Here is a 20203-nt window from a genome sequence, read left to right on the forward strand (position 1 = left end):
CTCTGGGCTTTGGCGCTCTTCTTTGCGGTGAAAATAATCCTTATTCCTGATCAGGTAGATTATCGCGGCGATGTTTATGGCTGTGATAAGGCATAAAACGAAGAAAAATGCGTATTTGCCTGCGGTGAGCATTTCCGGGGTGACATCGCCCATTGTTTTCTTTAAGAGCTCTTCGGGTTTAATGATAAAGAACGCGGTGGTCTCCAGTATCTGGAAGAGCACATGGAATATTATCGCGATAATCCTTGCGCTTTCCGCCTGCCGGAGGAACCCGAATATAATATATACCAGGGTCCCCAGAAATACGGCGGCCATTAAAATATTGTTTTTTACCTGCGCGACAGCCAGTATATTGTGCGCTAATATGAAAGAGTAGAAGATTATCAGCAGCCTGAATCCGGTTTTGATCTTAAGCGTCGTCATAGCCCAAAGATTACTACAATAATAACCGGCAGTCAATGAATTTATGGGGGTTTGATAAATATGGATAAAATAACCGTTGCCTAACCTGTTGGCAGTGTTAAGATTGGATAAAAAGCAAAATAATCAGGGAATAAATATGTTATTTGCGCGTCTAATCCTTGGAAGCTAAAATGAATGAAGATGCCGTCTATATAGAACAGTTTATTGCTGGTGAACAACAGGGGTTTGAGATGCTGGTGAGAAAATACCAGGACCGGGCCTTGAATATAGTCTATTCCCTTATAGGAAATGACCGGGAAACCGAGGATATAACGCAGGAGTCTTTCCTGAAAGTTTACCATAACCTGGGTTCATTTAAACAGAACTCGCAGTTTTCTACCTGGTTTTACCGCATTATAGTCAACACGGCGTACGATTTCCTGCGTCGCAGAAAGAATTTTGTCAACGATGAGATAGCTATTGAAAAAAGCGTTTCGACCGGTGAGCGCCCAGGGGACGCGCTTCTAATAAAGGAAAGGGACGCGATGGTCCGGATAGCGCTGGCTGGCATACCGATCAAATACCGGACCGCTCTGGTGCTTAAGGATGTCGAAGGATTAAGTTACATTGAAATATCCAGGATCCTGCGCTGCAGCCTGGGGACGGTAGAGTCGAAGATCTTCCGCGCCAGGCAATTCCTTAGGGGCAAGCTGCTTAATTCGGGAGAGGGTTTGTTATGAAAGAGTGCGCCAGAGTGCGAAGGTTATTGTCATGTTACCTTGACCGGGAAACCAATGATCTTGATACGGTCTTAATTAAGGCGCATCTGGATAATTGCTCTTCCTGTAAAGGGGAATTATCCGGGCTGGCCAGGTCCAAAGAGTTTATTCAGGCTAAAGAATGGAAGGTATTACCGCAGGATTATATGGTTCGCCGGTTGCGCGAAGCGATAGCGTTAGAGCGGATGGCTGGGGTAAGATTTCCCTGGTTGGCGGATATGGCAATATTTTCCCGCAGGCTTATTCTTGTTCCGGTTTCGTTGATCGTGCTGTCAGCGGCATTTTTTATTTTAAGCCCCGGGCAAAAGGCGGATAAATATTCGCTGGAGGATATGTTGTTAAGTAAGACTACTGTGACAACGGAAACGGCTTTAGGGCTTATATTAGGATCGCAAGATTGAATTTGCACCCGGCGTAATCGGGACGGGCGGTGTTGAAAGTGTAATTTACACCCGGGACAATCGGAATATACGATGGTGTTGAGTTTGTACTGGACACCCGACCTAATTGGAAAGGTCGGTGTTAAGTTCGTACTTAAGGAGGTGATCAGAATGAAGAAAGAAGTATTTTATGTCGCGGTATTCGGGGTTCTGTGCGTTTTAGCCGGTGTTCTGTTCGGTGCGGGAATAGTCAAAAGAGGATCTTTTCCTGTAGGGCACAGGCCGGGCGGGGCGAGCTTCGCTGAAAGATCGGAACGTTTCGCGGGTAAAGGCCTGGCCGCGTTGAGGGCAAAAAAAGGCCGGGATATTCTGGAAAAAATAGCGGTTGATCTGGCCCTTAACGTGGAGCAAAAAGAGAGGATCAAGGGCATTCTGGAAAACTCCCGCCAAGAGATCGACAAGATAGGCGATAATATGCGCGGGTCCATAAATGAAATACGCGAGAAATCCGATAAACGGATAATGGCTATTCTTGATCCTGAACAGCAGGAAAAATTCAAGTCTTTGCTTAAAAAACATGGAATGGATCGGCGGCCGCGGCAGCCGGGTGAGGATTTTGGCCCGCGTCGCCCAGGGGAAGATCCGGGGCTTGATGACGGCCCGAGGCCGGTTTTTGATGAAGGGATGCCTCCTCCGGGATAAGCATTTTGCTCGATGACTTTACCGGGCAGAAGGATGTTGGTTTGCTGGCCGGTGTGGTATACGTATACCAGGAGGTGTTAAATGGTAAATCTAAAGCGGTTTGGGTGCGCATCAATGATTCTTCTTCTGGTTTTATTCCTCGCTTTATCATTAGTTCCGCATTCTTATGCCGAAACATTGGTAAGCGGCGAATCGCAGCAAAGTTCACGAATGCCTCCTCCTAAAGATGTCCAGGGACAATCGGGTAATCAAGAGCGCAAAACTATACCTCAGGAAGCAATAGATGCTTGCAGCGGTAAAAGCGAAGGATCGGCTTGTCAATGCGGCGGTTCTCAAGGAGGCGGAAGCGGTACTTGCGGATGGACTCCGGATAAAAAATATTTTGCCTGTAAGCCCAGCGGTATGCCGCAGGGCGGCCAATTCGGCGGACAGAATAGCGTTAGCCCTGATGGCCAGAATCATCCTAAAAGGCGGTAGACGTGCCGTAGACGTTGTAGCTAAGCCTCTGTTATATAGACAGTTACAAATAAATGTTTTATTGACTATTTTGTAATTTATTTGTAAACATTTGAAATAAAAGCGGTTCGGTACAACGTCTACAAAGGTAGTTTGGAGTGGTGTTTAAAGCAGGAAGAAAAGGAGAATGAGATGATCAAGAGTAATCTTTTAAAGAAATTCTGGCTGGTGTTAATATTAACTTCGATGATCAATATGTTTTCAATCCAGGCTTTTGCCTGGGGTGGGGATAGAGATACCAAGGATAGGGGTGGTTGGGGCCGGGATATAGGCGTTAGAGGCAGGGGAGTCACCAGGCCATATGAGGTTGTCGCGTTCGGACGCGATAGATACAGGTACCATGACGGTAAATTTTTCAGGTTAGGCTGGTTCGGGTTTGAATTCGCGCTTTTGACCCCGCCTGTCGGAGCGATCGTTACGACTATTCCGGCAGGGCATAGGACTATTTTGGCCGCGGGCACGACGTACTATTATTATGACAATATTTACTACACAGCTTGCCCGGAAGGATATATTGTCGCGGCTGCGCCTGTGGTAATTCATAACCCGCCAGTGGTACCGGTTGTTCCCGTAGTTCTCCAGCCTCAGAGTCCGGCGGCGACGGTTACGATCAATGTCCCCAATGCTAACGGCAGTTATACTCCGGTGAACTTGATCAGGAAAGATAATGGTTATGTCGGGCCGCAGGGGGAATATTATTCCGGTAATCCCACTGTTGAGCAGTTAAGGGCTTTGTACGGGAAATAGGCGGCATCTTAATACGGGATAGAAACAAAAACGGGCTTTTTAAGGGCCCGTTTTTTTATGCCCATCAGGCGGAGGCAGGGTATTCAGAAAATAAAAGCTTGACAAAATATTATAGTAAGCTATAATTTTAGTGTAAGCAATAAATATAAGGAGGGGTTTATGCAGGTTAAAGAGTATTCATTGCGTGAAAGAAAGCACGCCCAGACCAAGATCGCGATAGTTAATGCTTTCGTTGGCGCCCTGGAAAAATCCCGGTTTGAGGATATCTCCATTCGCTGGATCTGTAAGGAAGTGAATATTTCCGAAGGGACTTTCTTTAATTATTTCTCCGAGAAGTTAGATATGATCAATTATTACACCCAACTGCTTTTCCTTAAGATCATCTGGGAGGCGCGCCAGGTGGCGGAAGAGGATAAATTCCCCGGTTTTATCGAAGCAGTCTTCACCAAGCTGGCCGATGAACATAAGAACGCTAATATTATTTATAAGATGATCTCGGTCCTGCTTCTTCAGCAGGAAAAGCCGAAAGAGTTGGTTGTTCCCGCGATCGAACGCAAGATGCTTTTTCCCGATTATCCGGGAATAGAGGATATCCCGTTGGCTTTTCCCGATGAATTTTTCAGGTCATACCTTGAAAAAATGTATAAAAAAGGGCTGCTTCCCGCGGATGTTAAGGTGAATGACCTGAAGGTGTCGCTGAATGCGATTATGATTGGAACGTTACTGGCGCTTAAATTCGATGATCTGGACAACAAGAAGTACCATTATTTACGTCAATTGCGCCTGCTTTGGCAGGGATTGGGTATCAAGAATACGACGAGGCGAAAATGAGAAGGTTATCCGTGTTTATCATGTTTTTATGCGCTGCCGCGGTATTTATCTGTGATATAGCGCAGGCAGAAGAACATCTGCCGGTAAGCCCGGCTCTGCGGATAGGGCTGGCGGAGACTATCCAGCGTGCCCTGGACACCAGCGAGGAAATAAGCATCAAGAGTAACCAGGTTATAAAGACTCAAGGGGCATATCAGGAAGTGCGTTCGGGAATGTTGCCCCATATAAGCGCTCAATCATCATGGACCGACAATATGAACTATCCATCTGCGGCGGATAAGACTGACTATGCTATGGATGGGGGGATCAGTGCATCTCAAGTCCTTTGGTCATTCGGCAAGGTTATGTACGCGGTTAATGCAGCTAAGAAGGCGATAGACGCCAGCAGATTCAATCGCGAAGCAGGCAGGCAGGATGTTATTTACGCGGCAAAGTTAAGTTACTACAGCACGCTGTTATCCAGGAATACTTTGTCTATAACCGAAAGATCATACGCTAATGTTCTTGAGAGTAAAGAGCTTATGACTAAACGCTCATATGGGGGCCGCAGTTCTAAATATGAGATCCTTAGAATGAACGCGGAAGTTGCCAGCAGGGTGCCCACGGTAAATGAGGCCAGGACCGAGTTTGACACGGCAACTGAGACTTTGAAGAAATTGATCAATGTTGATCCGGACAGCCGGGTTGATCTTGTGGGCGAATTCAGCGATAAATACGAGGAATTTGATTATAAGGCATTGGTTATCGCTATGCGGGAACGCGAACCTTCGCTAAAAAGCCTGCGGGTGGGGATTGAATCCGCTGATGAGCAGGTAAAAAGCAGATATGCCGGGTTTTTGCCCACACTATCGGCAGTTTCTTCCTTAAGCCGGTCAGGGGGGTCTAATCAGCATCGTTTTTTGCGCGATAATGAAATGGACCGTTATGCCAGCGTAGGTTTTCGGGTCGATATACCTTTGTGGGAAGGCGGCTTAAAAGAGGCGCAGTTGGCCCAGGCTCAGGCGGATAAAGAAATAGCGGTTCTAAAGAGCCGGCAGGCGGATAAAGAGCTTCTCTTGGAACTCAAAAAAGCATACCTGGAATATCAACAGTATAAAAGCAATCTCTCGGCGAATATCGAGGCGGTCAACCTGGCCGACGAGTCGTTCAAACAATCGCAGGAGATGTTCGCCTCCGGACAGATCGATCTTACGGACCTGAACGACGCGGAACTGCTTTTGACCAACCAAAGGCTGAATAAAGAAATGACCTTGTTCAATATTAATATAACCCTGGCAAAGATAGAGAAGTTGATCGCGGGGCAGTATAACGAAAGGCCGGTCGATGCGCAATCGTAAGGCGGTTATATATATCGTGATCTTGATAGTTTGCTTTATTTCCATTTTGATCCGGATCAGTATGGTTAAGTCGGACCGCGGCCGGGAAATCATCAGTTACTACGGAGAATGGCAAAAGTCCGGTAAGCCGGTTGAGGTCCGGGTGATCGAGGCGGCTGATGTGCCGGTGTACGACCAGTTTACCGTAAGGGCTGTGGATGAGCGCATTGCCCGGGGGTTCGTTACCGGAGAAGTCCGGGAGGCTCTTCGTCCCGGACAGGAAATATACGCCGAGGATAAATCGGTTTCTTTGGCGATACTAAAGAGCGTGGGCAAGGATCTGGATCTTGATACCGGGATGTTCCCGGTGGCCATAGAGTTCAAAGATTCGCGCGATCCGGGCGGGGTATTTGTGGTTTCCGCGCATGTGGTGACCCTGAACAACGCGTTGGTGCTGCCTAACGAAATACTTGATATTTCCGCAGGCGAGTATTTTATCTGGAAAGATGAGGCTGGTTTCGCTAAGAGGCATAAAGTCAGTATCGGATCGCGGGATGGTTACGGCGCGGTGGTCGCCGAGGGATTGCGGCCCGGGGATAGAGTTATCGTCAGCGGCCAGAGTATGCTTGAGGATAATGACAGGCTTTTGGTTGTAAATGCCGCGATAACAGATAAAGCGGGGAAAGCTCGATGATAGAATTTTTTGTAAAACACCGGATCACTACGATTATGTTTGTCCTGGTCTTCGTGGTTCTGGGGCTATACAGTTATTCAAACCTGATGATCGAGAAAACGCCTAAGATCGATTTCCCGATCGTCACGGTTTCGGTCACCTATCCGGGGGCTACTCCGGTGGAAGTGGAGACCCAGGTGGTCAAGAAGATCGAGGACGCTATCTCAGAAGTCTCCGAGATCAAAAAGATCAAAAGCCAGTCTTATGACAGCTTCGGCTACATTTTCGTGGAATTCCTTCTTTCGGCGGACGTGAATATCAAGTCGATTGAGGTTAAAGATAAGGTTGAGGCTATTCTTAACGATCTGCCGGACGCGGTGGAAAAGCCGGTTATCGAGAAATACGACCCTTTGATCGAGCCGGTGCTGGATATGGTCCTGACCAGCGACAGCGGGGACCTGCGGGAGGCGTATGAATACGCGGATAAGACCTTAAAGACTAAATTTTCCTCTATCCGGGGCGTGGCTAAAGTCGATGTGTATGGCGGCAAGAAACGCCAGGTGAATGTTTGGCTTGATCCCATGCTGATGAAACAGCATTATATCAGCATCAATGAGGTTGTCGCGGCGTTGATGGCCCGCAACAAGAATGTGCCGGCTGGGGATATCGAAAAAGGGTTTGATGCCTTGAGCGTGCGCTTTACCGGCGAGTTCCAGAGCGTGGAAGAGATCGCCGATACCCGGCTGGTTTCCTCGGACGGCGGGGAATTTAAGCTTAAGGATGTTGCCAGGGTTGAGGACAGTTATAAAAAGATATCCAGCATCGCCAGGTATAACGCAAAGGAAGTGGTCGGGCTCTCCGTAAATAAGGCCTCTGACGGCAATTCCGTGTTCATCGCCCAGGAGATGAAGAAGCGGCTTGGTGATTTACGCAAAGGCCTGCCTCAGGGCATGCGCCTGGATATCGCCACCGACACCACGACCTTTATCGTTAACGAGACTTTAGACACTGAATGGAATATTATTGTCGGTATCATTTTTACCGTCGGACTGTTATTGTTATTTCTGGGCCGCTGGGATATGTCTTTTATCTCCGCGATCATTATCCCCGCGTCCATCATTTCTACGTTGTTCCCGGTGTGGATGTCGGGTTTTTCTATCAACATGATGACTTTGCTGGCTATCGCCACGGTATTGGGCACGCTTATTTCCAATGCCCTGGTTATTCTGGAAAACGTTATGGTCCATCTTAGCCGCCATGATGATCCGGAAAGGGCGGCGATCGACGGGACCAAAGAAGTAATTGTGCCGATTATCGCGTCTGCCGGAACGAACCTGGTGGTTTTTCTGCCTATCGCCATGATGGGAGGGATAGTCGGGCTGATGATGAAGTCTTTCGGGCTTACCGTGGTTTACGCCACCTGTTTTTCCCTGCTGGCCTCGTTCGTCCTTACCCCGATGTTATGCGCGGCAATGCTCAAGCCTGCCAAGGTTAAGAAGCCCGCGGGACCCGGGGTAATGGCGGCCGTAACCGCTAAATTAAAGATCTTGCCGGCCTGGATCGATAGCGGAATGGATTGGCTTAAGAAAGAATATAAACATATTTTTGAACTGATGTTCCGTTTTCCGCGCTGGACCATTGTTCTTTCCGGCCTGGTGTTGATCGGATCGTTCTTGCTGATGCCTTTTGTGGAAAATGATTTCGGCCCTAAATCTGACGAGGACAAAATTGTCATTAATCTTTCACTGCCTCAGGGTTCGACCATCGAGCGCACCGCAGCGGCGGTGAAACAGATCGAGGTTTTTCTGGAAACCATTCCGGAGAAAAAGGCGTATTTGACCAATATCGGGGATAACGGGGTGGAGAACGCCAAGATCACCCTGGATCTGGTCGCTTCGACGCAGCGTAAACGCAGCGACCTGAAGATCATCGATACGCTGATGAATTTCCTTTCCGGGATCCCGGATGTGGAAGCCAGCTGTGCGCGCCAGGGCATGGGTTCGATGACCGACGGCGACGTGGCTATAGACCTGTATGGAACGGATTACGGCGTGATGGTGGATATGGCCAGGCAGATGAAAGAGGTAATGTACAAGAGCGGTAATTTCCAAAGCATTATCCTGTCGTATAAATCGCCTAAAAAAGAGATGAGTTTAAAGCCTAACGAGGAAAAGCTTAATGAATTCGGGTTGAATGCCGCCAGCGTAGGCGCGGTAATGCGTTATTCCATCTACGGCGAGGATTCCAACGTCTATAAAGAAAAGGGCGAAGAATATAAAGTAAACGTGGAGGTCGATGACCGCTATGCCCGCAATTTCGACGATATCAAGGAGATCTCCATACTTTCACGCAAAGGCCTGATCCCGATCAATGAACTGGGAGAACTTAAAATCGAAAAGGCCATTCCCACGATCTGGCGCAGGGACAGGCAGCGGATCATCCGGCTTGACGGTTATTTGGGTAAGAGTTCTTTGGGGGTTGTGAGCAGGGATCTGGACAAGAAGTTCAAAAAGATCAAATTCCCCGCCGGGTACAGCTATAAGTATTCCGGCGAATCGGAGTATATGGCGGAGTCGAACACGGAGCTGGGCAAAGCGGGCCTTCTCGCGGTAATTTTGACATTTATGTTATTATGCGCGATCATGAATTCTTTGATCGCCTATCCCTTGGCGGTTATGGTCACGGTGCTGACTTCCATCGCCGGGATGATACTGGGGCTGTTCTTTCTGAATCAGAGCGTCAATATCGCCTCGATGATGGGGATGGTCATGCTGGTGGGGATGGTGGTGAATAACGCCATCCTGCTTCTGAACCAGACTCTGGTGAATATGAAAGAAGGGCTGGCGGTCAAGGACGCGCTGTGGCAGGGCGCGTCGGATAAATTCCGGGCGATCATCATGACCTCGCTTTCTATAATATTGGGCGTAGTCCCGCAGATGTGGAGTTTGAGCATTATTAAACAGTCTATGGGCGCGGTGATGATCGGCGGGATGCTGGCGTCGATCGTTTTTACTTTTGTCCTGGTGCCGGTGGTATTCTGGTACCTGGAATCCTTAGAAAGGAAAATCTTCAGATCCTGACAAATGGAAGATCTAAGGCTGTTGTTTTTGATCACTAAATTGCTGGGCAAGAATAAGCCGATACTTGAACATGGCAGGCGTGTGGCAAAACTCGCCTGCGCTATCGGCGAGACGATGAAATATTGCGACGCGGGGCTTGAGCATATCCGCTTCGCCGCGATCGTCCACGATATCGGAAAAACCCGGTTATTGGCTGATATAGTCAATAAGCCCGGGGCGCTCGACGAGAATGAGCGCGTCTTGATAAGAAGGCACCCTGAGCTGGGATACCGTTTGTTGAAATTCGTCAGGTCCGATCTGATCGTAGCGGAGGTCGCGTTGCAGCATCACGAGCGGATGGACGGCTCAGGATACCCGTTCGGATTAAAAGCGAAAGATATAAACCCCGTTTCCAGGATAATAACTGTTTGCGATGTGATCGACACGATGGTATCTCCGCAGGTATATAGGCCGGCATTATCTATGGACAAGGCGCTCGAGGAGATCGCGAAAAACAGCGGTTCATTATACGATCCTAAAGTAGCTGATGTCATCCTGGCGTTTGGTAAAAAAGGGAAATTGGGCGGTTAAATCCGCGGGAAGCGATCTTTTTATCTGGGCTCTGCGTGGATATCAGTGGAGAAAAGTACTCCCCGGCTTGGAAGCAGCCGAATAGGCGGGCATTCTAAAACAAAAAACGGGCTCTTTAAAAAAGCCCGTTTTGGTTTTTGTTTAACCGTTTAATTTAGTGCGGAGGGAGGGAGTTGAACCCTCACACCTCGCGGCACAGGCTTCTGAGACCTGCGCGTCTGCCAATTCCGCCACCTCCGCAAAAGTAGATACAAGTATATCCCAGCCTTTCGATCCTGTCAACTCAAACATTTTTGCATTGCCCCTGGTATTTTTTGTTGTTATAATATATACTCTCATAAGGAGGAAAAAGGTGCTTTTTGAGGCATTTTCCGCTACTATAGTAGGGGTAGGCCAGAGTTTTGTTCTGGGCGCGATAGGCTATTTTATAATCAAGCGTAACTTTTTGGGGGCAGAAGGGTTAAACGCTCTTAGCCGTTTGGTGATCGAAATCACCCTGCCGTTGTTGATATTTTGCCGGTTGATCCGGGATTTTGACCCCGCGCTTTATCCTCAATGGTGGATATTTCCCCTTTTGAGCATAGCGATAACCGCCGTGGCATTGACAATCGGTTTTATTTTTTCCGGTTTCTCGCGGAAGGTACAGGAAAGGCTGCAGTTCTTAAGCCTGGTTTCTTTTCAGAACTCAGGGTATTTGCCGCTGGTTCTGTTCGCTTCTATCCTGTCTAAGGATAAAGCTGATGTTATGTTCATTTACCTTTTCTTGTTCCTGCTGGGTTTTAATTTGTTGATGTTTTCTTTGGGGACGTATCTTTTGACATATAGCAAATCCAGGAAATTCGACTGGTGGAGCCTGCTTAATCCTCCGGTGATCGCCACGCTGTCCGGTTTGCTTGTTGTTTTCCTGGGTGCAGCCGGATTTATACCCGGGGCTGTGCTTAAGCCGCTGGAAATGGCCGGGGATTGCACTCTGCCTTTAGCCATTTTTGTGGTCGGAGGGAATATAGCTGCGATAAAATGCTCCGGTAAATATAATAAGGCGATCGGTTTAATGGTTTTAGTTAAGCTGGTCATTTTGCCGGTTTTAGGTTTATGGGCGGTATATCTGTTCAAACTGCCGGATCTTTTGGGTTTGTTGATCGTTATGCAGCTGGCTATGCCGCCTGCCGCAAATTTGTCGGTTATAGTCAGCCAATATAAACAAGAGGACTGTCTGGTCAGCCAGGGGATATTTTACAGCCATATCTTGTGCATAGTGACCATACCTCTGTTTTTAAGTTTATATTTTGCCATAAGTATGCTAAAATGAGCGATACAATAGCTACCAATAAACAGGCATTCCGCGATTACTTCATTCAAGAAACGGTTGAAGCCGGCGTTGAATTAAGGGGCAGCGAAGTTAAATCCTTAAGGGCCGGACATATCAGCTTCAGCGATAGTTTCGCCAGGATCGATAAAGGCCAGGTTTTTTTATATAACACGCATATAAGTCCTTATGAGCAGGCGAGTTATCTTAACAGCGAGCCTGTGCGCGTGCGCAAATTGCTTTTGCACCGCAAACAGATAGCCAAACTTGATGCCCAGATGAGTCAGGGTGGGCTGGCTTTGATCCCTTTGAAGGCTTATTTTAATTCTCACGGATTTGTCAAGGTTGAACTGGCTTTGTGCAAGGGCAAGAAATTTTATGATAAGCGTGAGGATATCAAGCGCCGGGAAGTTGACCGGAAGATCCGGCAGACCATTAAGAGCCGGAACAGGTGAGGCGGTTTTAAATTTGCTCCTCGCGGCGGCAGCCGCTCGGGGTGTGGAGAGACTCCTCGTCCGTTAGTAAAATGTTCGGACTCGGAGTCAAATTTTCGCTGCTACCGCAGCTCAAATTTGAGGGGGTGACAGGTCTCGACTTAGATATGTCGGGTAAGGGCAGCATGTCGCGGACGCAAGGTTGGCCGCGTTAAAAATCCTTGTACAATACAAATGCTAACGAAAATATAGCAGATGTCGCAGAGAGAATCGCTAATGGTGCTTATATTCCGGCGCCTTCAGTGGTTCCTTTTGCACCGTTCGCCTTAGCTCACTAATCTGAGCTAAGCCTCAAACCTGTCTGCCTAAGGGCGGGATTTGAGACTCTAATTTAGGCTGGCCCCGGCCGTTAGCCTTCAAAACCGGGGTAAGAGTAGTAAAAGGCTGCGCCTTGTTCAATCCTGTCTGTCGGAGTGTATGGGGCTAAGCGTAAATGCCAGACTAAACATGTAGCGGCTTTTATCAGAGTATTTAAGGACGGCGGTTCGATTCCGCCCACCTCCACCAATTTCTTCCGCCGAGGATAAATTTGGCGTAAGAGTTAGCAGTTAGAAAATGAAGGAGGAATTTGCTTTGTTTTTGAGCAAAAAAGCTATATCCACGCTGTTGATCTTTTGCTGGATCTGCTCGGGTTGCGTTACTGTACCGCGCGACCTGAGCCAGGGGGATGCGTTCAGCCTGTACGGGACGCAGTATTCTTCCCTGGCCGCGTTTTGCCAGAGTAAAGGGATAAACTGGCATTACGACGGTTTGACCAGGTCGGTTGTTTTGAACAGGGGCGTCCATAAGATAAGCCTGCAGATCGGCAATGATCTGGCTGTAGTTGACGGTTCGGTCAGCCGGATGAGAGAGCCGGTAGAGATATATTCCGGGGCTATTATTATGCCGCATAAATTCCGGGAACAGGTTTTAGAGCCGTTGTTCAAAGAACCGGCTGCGGTAAAACCCCTCGTGTCATTTTCGGGGATACGCAAAGTGGTTATTGACGCCGGCCACGGCGGGAAAGACCCGGGGGCTATAGGGAAAACCGGGCTAAACGAAAAGGATGTTACCCTTGATATCGCCAGGCGGCTGGACGAGTCGCTGAAGGCCAGGGGAGTGGAAACAGTAATGACCCGCTCCAGCGATAAATTCGTCCCGCTTTCCGAGCGGGTATCTATTACCAATAATTCCGGAGCGGATATTTTTATAAGCATCCACGCCAACGCCAACCGCGCCAGGAGCCTGAGCGGTTTTGAGGTATACCATGCCTCTCAGGCTGTGCCCGACAGTCAGAAGGCAGCGGCTGCTGCCAAGGCAGCCAGGTTTAATTTAGACCGCGGATGTTTTGCCAGCAGCGATCTGACCCTCAAAACGATACTCTGGGATATGATCTACAATTATAACCGGGGCGAATCGATAGAATTATCCCGGATATTATGCAAGGATATGGACGAAAGCCTGGATGCGCGGATCATTGGGGTGAAAAGCGCTAATTTTTTTGTGCTCCGAGGGGCGAATGTCCCTGCGGTATTGATCGAGGTGGGATTTGTGTCTAACGGCAAGGAAGAGCGGTTATTGCGCAGCGGATCTTACCGCCAGGCCCTGTCGGACGGTATTGAAAAAAGCCTGGCGGATTATTGCTCTGTCAAATCAGAAAGGTACTGCAGATGAGATCGATCGGCGTATTTGATTCGGGCGTGGGCGGGCTTACGGTGGTCAGGGAATTGATCCGCCAGATGCCTAACGAGGATATCGTTTATTTCGGGGATACCGCCAGGGTCCCTTACGGGATAAAGTCCAAGGAAACAGTCATCCGTTTCTCTATTGAGAACATACTTTTTCTTCTTAAACATGATGTTAAGCTTATCTGTGTGGCCTGTAACACGGTCTCCAGCCTGGCCCTTCCGGTGATCCGGCATCATTTCAAGGTGCCTATAGTCGGTGTTATCGGCCCCGGGGTCAGGGAAGGGGTTTACGCCACCCAGAACAAGCGCATCGGGGTTATCGGCACGCACGGGACGATCAAAAGCCGCGCTTATGAGAATGAGATCAAACATCTTGATCCGGATATAAAAGTGACGGCGGTAGCCTGCCCTTTATTCGTACCCTTGGTAGAGGAGGGCTGGCTGGACGGCGAAGTGGTGATGAAAGTCGCGGCGGCCTATCTTAAACCGTTAAAGGATAATAAGGTGGATACGGTGATCATGGGTTGCACCCATTATCCTTTGCTCAAGCCGGTGATCCGCAAGGTTATGGGCGACGGGGTCAAGGTGATCGATTCAGCTAAACAAGTGGCTATGGAAGTGAACAAGATACTTTCCGCTGACGGGCTTTTGAAAAAGTCCGGTAAAGGAAAACACCGTTTTTTTGTCAGCGATAATCCGGAATGGTTCAGCGGCCTGGCGGAAAGGTTTATGGGCCGGCCGATAACTAACGCTACCAGGGTGAACAATGTATAAAGTAAAAGTGGAAGGGGTTTTTAGCTCCGCACATAACCTGCGCGGATATAAAGGCAAATGCGAGGACCTCCACGGCCATAACTGGAGGGTGGAGGCGGTTGTCTCAGGCGATAAGCTGGATAAGATCGGCATGCTTATGGATTTTAAATTGCTCAAAGAAAGATTGAATTTTCTCCTGGAAACACTTGACCATAAATATCTGAACAAACAGAAGCCGTTCAACAAGACAAACCCCACTTCCGAGAATATCGCCAGGTATATTTACGACAGGCTGAAACTGAAGGTCAGGGACCTGAGAGCTGTGACAGTTTGGGAAAATAACACCAGTTGTGCTACTTATGAGGAATAAGAAACGCGCGATCGTCCTGTTGTCCGGCGGATTGGATTCCGCAGTCACCCTGTATTTTTCCAGGGCTGCAGGCTTTGTTCCTTACTGTCTTATTTTTGATTACGGCCAGAGGCATAAGAGGGAGATAGAAGCGAGTAAGAAGATCTGCCGCAAGTCCGGCTGTGAATTCCAGGTGGCAAAGATCAGTTTGCCGTGGAAGGGATCGGCGCTTTTGGATAAGAAACGCACGCTTCCCAGAGCTACTGGCGATGGAGGAGTAAGATCCATACCTGCCACTTATGTGCCCGGCCGGAATATAATATTTTTGAGCTTTGCTTTATCATTTGCCGAGGCGGTGGCAGCCCGGGCGATATTCATCGGAGCGCACAGCCAGGATTATTCCGGTTATCCGGATTGCCGCCCGGAGTTTTTCCGGGCCTTTGACAAGGTCGCGTTGACCGGGACGAAAGCCGGCGCAAAAGGGTCAAGGATAACTATCCACAGGCCACTGCTCAGAATGAATAAAGCGCAGATAATCCGTTTGGGGAATAAACTGGGAGTGCCGTTTGAATTGACCTGGTCTTGCTATACAGGCGGCGGACAGCCCTGCGGCAAATGCGACAGCTGTTATTTCCGGGCCAGGGGATTTCTCCAGGCAGGCCTGGCCGACCCGGCGTTAAGATAAGGAGTTGTTTGCGGTTATGAACGGGCAAGTTACGGAGATATTCGAAAGTATGCAGGGCGAGGGCATATACCTCGGCGAAAGGCAGATCTTTGTCCGTCTTTTCGGCTGTAACCTGAAATGCTCTTTTTGCGACACGCGGGTTTTCCGGTTCAAGCAGTATCAACCGCAGGAACTGGTCAACGAACTGCTTTCGTTCGGCGATATTTATCATTCGGTAAGTTTCACCGGAGGCGAGCCTCTTTTACAGAAAGATTTCCTGAAAGAAACGCTGAAGCTCAGCCGGGCCGCGGGGTTTAAGAATTACCTGGAGACCAACGGCACCCTGCCTGACGAGTTGTCCGAGATTATCGACCTGGTAGACATAGTATCGATGGATTTTAAACTGCCTTCTTCGACCGGCGGAGGTGATCTTTGGCAGAAGCATCGCCGGTTCCTGGAAGTGAGCTCGGCCAGTGAGGTGTTTGTAAAAGCGGTGGTCAACGAGTCGACTGTCGAAGAGGATATATCGCGGGCAATAGAAGTGATCAATTCAGTCAATCCCACGGTGGTCCTGGTGTTGCAGCCGGACAGCCGGGTGGAATTCGCTGTTTTGAAAAAGAAGATCGATCATTATAAGGGGATTTGCGCGCGGAATAATATCATTACTTGTATTATTCCACAGGTGCATAAAATAGCAGGAGTTAAATAATATGGCTAAAAGGTCAAGCTACGAAGGATTGCAGTCGGATGTCCGTAAAATGAAGACCCCGGCGATCGAGGTCTGGGAGAACCAGTACCCGGACAGGGATTATACTATCGACCTGGATATCCCGGAATTCACCTGTATCTGCCCGAAGACCGGTTTGCCGGATTTTGCCTCCATACGCGTTGAATATTCTCCGGATAAATATTGCATAGAGCTTAAGTCTTTCAAGATGTATACTATATTTTACAGGCAGATGGGTATATTCCATGAACATCTGGTGAACAGGATGGTTGACGACCTGGCCGGCGCTTGTAACCCCCGCTGGCTTAAGATCACCGGAAAGTTCAATCCCCGGGGCGGAATAACCACTACCGTGATCCGGGAATACAAGAAAAAATGAAAACAATAAAAGCCGAGAAAATTTCCGCTGCAGTAAAAGAGCTGTGTATTAAGGCTAATTTCGTTCTAAGGAAAGACGTCTTAAAGCTCTTGCGCCGGGCTTTGGTCTTAGAGAAAGGGCCCCGGGCAAGGCGTATACTTGAGGCTATCATTAAGAACGCCGGGATAGCCGATAAGCATAGGCTGGCAATATGCCAGGATACCGGGATGCCCTGCGTGTTCGTGGAGCTCGGGCAGGGGGTAATGATCAAAGGCGACCTGAACGCCGCGATCAACAAGGGGGTTATGGCAGGTTATAGGGCCGGGTCTTTCAGGAATTCGATCATTAAAGATCCTATCCTGCGCGGTAAGCCGGCATACGCGCCGGCAGTGATACACGTAGATATCGTAAAAGGGGATAAGCTCAGGCTTACTGTTCTGCCTAAAGGTTTCGGCTCGGAGAATAAAAGCCGGCTGAGGATGTTCAATCCCACAGCTTCTCTAAAACAGATAAAGGGGTTTGTCGTTGATGCGGTCAAGGCCGCAGGCCCGGATGCCTGTCCGCCTTATGTTGTGGGCGTAGGCATCGGCGGCACCGCGGATATGGCGGCAGTGTTGGCTAAAAAGGCGTTATTGCGGGATATATCCGTCAGCCGCGGTAAATTAGCGAAAGAATTATTGAACGAAATAAACAAACTAAGGATCGGTCCGATGGGGTTAGGCGGCAAGGCCACTGCCCTGGCTGTAAGTATCGAGACATATCCCACGCATATCGCCGGACTGCCGGTGGCGGTGAATATCAGTTGTCATGCCACCCGCAGCGCAGCGGCCGTATTATAGTGAAGATGAAGACTATAAATTTACCTTTTTCAGTAAAGGATCTGGAGGAATTAAAGGCAGGGGATGAGGTCCTTTTAACCGGAACGATCTTTACTGCCCGGGACCAGGCGCATTCCCGGCTTGTCCGGCTTATTCGTTCAGGGGAAAAACTGCCTTTTGCGGTCAAAGGACAGGTTGTTTATTATTGCGGCCCTACGACAACTCCATCCGGCAAAGTGATCGGTTCCTGCGGACCGACCACCAGCAGAAGGATGGATGAATTCACTCCGCTTCTTCTTTCCGCAGGCTTAAAGGCGATGATCGGTAAAGGCAACCGTTCGGATGAAGTAGTTGCCGCGATCAAAAGATACAAGTCCGTGTATTTCGTGGTTTATGCCGGATGCGGGGCGTTGATCTCTCAATATATCAAGCGTAAATCTACTGCGGCATTTAAGGAATTAGGCCCTGAGGCGGTTTACCGGTTAGAGGTAAAAGATCTTCCCGTGATCGTAGCTATTGATATTAACGGTAAGAATATCTACAAAGGAAAATAAAATGAAGATGAAGAGATTACAGCATAAGTTGATCTGGATGCTTCTTCTTACTTCGACTCTGCCGTTGGTCCTGGTAGCCGGCATCACTATTTTTTTTATGGGCAAACTTGCGGTCCAGGAGGCCTTTAACCGGATCAATAATAACCTGAAGATCACCGCCAACGTTTGTTCCAGCGTTAACGACCATTTGAAATATGTGGTCAGGGACCAGAACAGGAGGATCGCTACCCTTATCCAGGATGACCAGTTGGATCTTCTGCGTAATGAGTATAATAAGGTGATCCAGAGGCACAAACTGGATTTCTTTATCGTAACCGATGTGGAAGGCAAGGTGCTTGTGTCTATGACCAGCCCGAAATTGGAGGGTTATGACTACAGCCGCAATATATTCGTGCGCATGGCTATGCAGGGCAAGATCACTGTTTCGACCGAGGTGTTCAATAAGCACGCCCTGGAAAGGCTGGGTTTGTTTTCCAAGTCCAGGATCGAGAGCGTTACGCCGGTACAGGGCATGGTTATTACCGTCACTATGCCGGTGATCAATACGAATGAAGTGGTCATCGGGACCATGACCGCCGGATATCTGTTAAATAATAATAACGCCGTTTTGGCGGATAAGATCACCCAGGATACCGGATTGGCGGCGAGTATATTCCTGGATAATCTGCGTATTTGTTCGAACATCCCTTTTAATGATAAATTCAGGGTGACCGGGAGTTTATTGCCCGCGCAATTTGCCGGAAAGACCCTGCTGGGCGGTAAGAACTTTATCAGCAGGATACCGGTAGGCGACAGTTGGTATCTATCAGGATACCTTCCTATGGAGGACAGCGAGAAGAAGATAATCGGGATGATCGGCATCTCTATATCCGAAAAAGAGATCTTTAAGCTTCGGGATAACCTGATGAAGATATTCACTGCGGCGGTATTCTTGTCCATTTTTCTCTCGCTGGTATTCGGCGGGATCAAAGGGGCTAATATAGTCCGTTCTATCCGCAAACTTCGTAAAGGTATCGAGGCGTTCGGCCACGGTGATTTTTATCACCGCGTTGAAATAGAATCAAGGGATGAGATAGAGGAATTGGCCGATTTCTTCAACCAGACCATGGAACAGCTGGTGATGACCAAGAACGAACTGGAGGTCTGCTCGCGAAACATCCTGAGTTTGGAGTACAAGGTTACCAAAAGCGATCAGCAACTCGCCGCTGTGCATAAGCAATTGCTGGAATACGAGAGAATGGCGGCAATGGGCAAGATGGCTACTTCATTAAGCCATGAATTGCGCAATGTCTTTACCGAGATCCAGTCCAGCGCGTACAGCCTCAAAGAGAGGATAGACAGGAATTGCCCGGGGTACCCTGATTTTCTCAGGGGGATTGAAGATGGCTTGAACCGGGCCAACGAGATCCTGACCAGCATCTTAAACTTCAGCTACCCGAAGAAGCTTATATTAAGCGTAGTGGATATTAATTATCTGATCGACAGCATGCTTGATACTCCTAATTTGCAAGCGCAGATCAAAAACAGCAGGGTTAATGTGTTAAAGGATCTTGCTCCGCATTTGCCGGGGTTCCAGGTGGACGGGTTGCAAATGAGGGAGGCGGTTTTGAACCTGGTGGTCAACGCGATCCAGGCAATGCCTGAAGGCGGAACGCTTAAGATCTCCACCAGGGAAGACCAGGGTATGGTGCGGATCCGGATCGCCGATACAGGAAACGGTATGTCCGAAGATACATTGAGTAATCTTTTTACCCCGTTTTTTACCACCAAGAGCCGGGGGCTGGGACTGGGGCTGGCTATATCTAAATCCATAATCCAGGAGCATGGCGGACATATCCAGGCGGAATCGGAACTTGGGAAAGGCACGGTATTCAGCATCAGTTTACCCCGGGAGAGGAAATCATGAGCAATCCTGAGAACGTCCTTATTGTTGACGATGATAAAATAATCTGCGAACACCTGAAAGCCGGCTTGTCCGACCAGGGGTATTTTCTGGTCACGGCGAACAGGGGCACTACCGCTATCGAGGAAACTAAAAAACGTTCATTTAACCTGATCGTGCTGGATCTGATGCTTCCTGATATACAGGGGATCGATCTGATGCGCGCGATAAGCATCCGCTGCCCGGAAACAAGCTTTATTGTTTTTACCGGCTACGCCACTATTTCTTCGGCGATCGAGGCGCTCAAGGTCGGCGCTTACGATTATATCATCAAGCCTTTTGATATTGACCATCTCAAATTGGTGGTAAGAAGGAGCCTGGAGAAACAGAGCCTGATGGTCAGGAATAAGGAGTTGGTGGAAACGCTGGCCAAGGAGAACGAGCAATTGGAAGTTATAATGGAGGCATATAATGAGATCGGCAGCATCTTTCGGCTCGATGACCTGGCGGATTTTGTCACGGCCATGGCTTTAAAGATAGCTGATGCCGAAAGGGCGTCTTTTATGCTGGTAGACGAAAAGAACAATGAGTTGGTTATCAGGGGCGCCCAAGGATTGATCCCGGAAAAGGCCAAT

At 48.7% G+C, this 20203-nt stretch carries 23 protein-coding genes, 1 tRNA gene and 1 other RNA gene; 23 read left to right on the top strand and 2 right to left on the bottom strand.

Features of this window, described 5'->3' with window-relative positions; genetic code table 11:
* Positions 1-423 (bottom strand): hypothetical protein (locus M0R35_05835; protein ID MCK9595181.1); only part of this gene is annotated, 423 nt, incomplete at its 3' end.
* Between the two features lie 170 nt (positions 424-593).
* Here M0R35_05835 and M0R35_05840 point away from each other — a divergent pair.
* The 10 genes from M0R35_05840 (at position 594) to M0R35_05885 (ending at position 9996) form a co-directional block, all read left to right on the top strand.
* The gene (locus M0R35_05840) at positions 594-1142 is read left to right on the top strand and encodes a sigma-70 family RNA polymerase sigma factor (GenBank protein ID MCK9595182.1); all 549 of its coding nucleotides are present in this window, start codon (positions 594-596) and stop codon (positions 1140-1142) included.
* Positions 1139-1582 (top strand): zf-HC2 domain-containing protein, encoded by a 444-nt coding sequence (locus M0R35_05845; protein ID MCK9595183.1) that lies wholly within the window; start codon positions 1139-1141, stop codon positions 1580-1582. The genes M0R35_05840 and M0R35_05845 overlap by 4 nt, the downstream gene beginning before the upstream one ends.
* A 150-nt stretch (positions 1583-1732) precedes the next feature.
* Complete coding sequence (locus M0R35_05850; protein MCK9595184.1) at positions 1733-2263, top strand: hypothetical protein; 531 nt, start codon at positions 1733-1735, stop codon at positions 2261-2263.
* Positions 2264-2344: 81 nt separating this feature from the next.
* A complete protein-coding gene (locus M0R35_05855) occupies positions 2345-2740 on the top strand; it encodes a hypothetical protein (protein MCK9595185.1) in 396 nt (131 codons plus the stop codon).
* A 171-nt stretch (positions 2741-2911) separates the two neighbouring features.
* Positions 2912-3526, top strand: coding sequence for a hypothetical protein (locus tag M0R35_05860; protein ID MCK9595186.1), 615 nt, complete (start codon positions 2912-2914; stop codon positions 3524-3526).
* Between the two features lie 159 nt (positions 3527-3685).
* Entirely contained in the window at positions 3686-4357 is a 672-nt protein-coding gene (locus M0R35_05865; protein MCK9595187.1) for a TetR/AcrR family transcriptional regulator, read from the top strand.
* Positions 4354-5694 carry a TolC family protein gene (locus M0R35_05870; protein ID MCK9595188.1) on the top strand — a complete coding sequence of 447 codons (1341 nt, stop codon included), beginning with the start codon at positions 4354-4356 and terminating at the stop codon, positions 5692-5694. The genes M0R35_05865 and M0R35_05870 overlap by 4 nt, the downstream gene beginning before the upstream one ends.
* Positions 5681-6367 carry a hypothetical protein gene (locus tag M0R35_05875; protein MCK9595189.1) on the top strand — a complete coding sequence of 229 codons (687 nt, stop codon included), beginning with the start codon at positions 5681-5683 and terminating at the stop codon, positions 6365-6367. The genes M0R35_05870 and M0R35_05875 overlap by 14 nt, the downstream gene beginning before the upstream one ends.
* Positions 6364-9426, top strand: coding sequence for an efflux RND transporter permease subunit (locus M0R35_05880; protein MCK9595190.1), 3063 nt, complete (start codon positions 6364-6366; stop codon positions 9424-9426). Before M0R35_05875 ends, M0R35_05880 begins: the two co-directional genes overlap by 4 nt.
* Positions 9427-9429: 3 nt before the next feature.
* The gene (locus M0R35_05885) at positions 9430-9996 is read left to right on the top strand and encodes an HD domain-containing protein (protein MCK9595191.1); all 567 of its coding nucleotides are present in this window, start codon (positions 9430-9432) and stop codon (positions 9994-9996) included.
* Between the two features lie 158 nt (positions 9997-10154).
* Here M0R35_05885 and M0R35_05890 read toward each other — a convergent pair.
* Positions 10155-10236: transfer RNA gene (locus tag M0R35_05890), tRNA-Leu, on the bottom strand.
* Positions 10237-10348: 112 nt separating this feature from the next.
* Between M0R35_05890 and M0R35_05895 the strand changes: the two genes are divergently transcribed.
* The 13 genes from M0R35_05895 to M0R35_05955 all read left to right on the top strand — a co-directional run.
* Complete coding sequence (locus tag M0R35_05895) at positions 10349-11305, top strand: AEC family transporter (GenBank protein MCK9595192.1); 957 nt, start codon at positions 10349-10351, stop codon at positions 11303-11305.
* The gene (gene smpB / locus M0R35_05900; protein MCK9595193.1) at positions 11302-11757 is read left to right on the top strand and encodes an SsrA-binding protein SmpB; all 456 of its coding nucleotides are present in this window, start codon (positions 11302-11304) and stop codon (positions 11755-11757) included. Before M0R35_05895 ends, smpB begins: the two co-directional genes overlap by 4 nt.
* A 121-nt stretch (positions 11758-11878) precedes the next feature.
* Positions 11879-12303: a transfer-messenger RNA gene (gene ssrA, locus M0R35_05905) on the top strand.
* Between the two features lie 48 nt (positions 12304-12351).
* On the top strand, positions 12352-13449 hold the full coding sequence (locus M0R35_05910) for an N-acetylmuramoyl-L-alanine amidase (GenBank protein MCK9595194.1): 1098 nt from the start codon (positions 12352-12354) through the stop codon (positions 13447-13449).
* Positions 13440-14237 carry a glutamate racemase gene (gene murI / locus M0R35_05915; GenBank protein MCK9595195.1) on the top strand — a complete coding sequence of 266 codons (798 nt, stop codon included), beginning with the start codon at positions 13440-13442 and terminating at the stop codon, positions 14235-14237. Before M0R35_05910 ends, murI begins: the two co-directional genes overlap by 10 nt.
* Positions 14230-14586, top strand: coding sequence for a 6-carboxytetrahydropterin synthase QueD (gene queD, locus M0R35_05920; GenBank protein MCK9595196.1), 357 nt, complete (start codon positions 14230-14232; stop codon positions 14584-14586). The genes murI and queD overlap by 8 nt, the downstream gene beginning before the upstream one ends.
* Entirely contained in the window at positions 14576-15250 is a 675-nt protein-coding gene (queC, locus tag M0R35_05925; protein MCK9595197.1) for a 7-cyano-7-deazaguanine synthase QueC, read from the top strand. The genes queD and queC overlap by 11 nt, the downstream gene beginning before the upstream one ends.
* A 16-nt stretch (positions 15251-15266) precedes the next feature.
* Positions 15267-15938: a 7-carboxy-7-deazaguanine synthase QueE gene (locus tag M0R35_05930; GenBank protein MCK9595198.1), complete on the top strand. Its 672-nt coding sequence runs from the start codon at positions 15267-15269 to the stop codon at positions 15936-15938.
* Between the two features lies 1 nt (position 15939).
* Positions 15940-16335 carry a preQ(1) synthase gene (queF, locus tag M0R35_05935; GenBank protein ID MCK9595199.1) on the top strand — a complete coding sequence of 132 codons (396 nt, stop codon included), beginning with the start codon at positions 15940-15942 and terminating at the stop codon, positions 16333-16335.
* Complete coding sequence (locus tag M0R35_05940; protein MCK9595200.1) at positions 16332-17153, top strand: fumarate hydratase; 822 nt, start codon at positions 16332-16334, stop codon at positions 17151-17153. Before queF ends, M0R35_05940 begins: the two co-directional genes overlap by 4 nt.
* Positions 17154-17158: 5 nt before the next feature.
* Positions 17159-17686: a FumA C-terminus/TtdB family hydratase beta subunit gene (locus tag M0R35_05945; GenBank protein MCK9595201.1), complete on the top strand. Its 528-nt coding sequence runs from the start codon at positions 17159-17161 to the stop codon at positions 17684-17686.
* Between the two features lies 1 nt (position 17687).
* Positions 17688-19592, top strand: coding sequence for an ATP-binding protein (locus M0R35_05950; protein ID MCK9595202.1), 1905 nt, complete (start codon positions 17688-17690; stop codon positions 19590-19592).
* Positions 19589-20203: response regulator (locus M0R35_05955; GenBank protein MCK9595203.1), on the top strand; the 615-nt coding region annotated here is incomplete at its 3' end. The genes M0R35_05950 and M0R35_05955, both read left to right, overlap by 4 nt.

Source organism: Candidatus Omnitrophota bacterium, assembly GCA_023227985.1.
In the GTDB taxonomy this organism is placed as follows: Bacteria; Omnitrophota; Gorgyraeia; order Gygaellales; family Profunditerraquicolaceae; genus JALOCB01.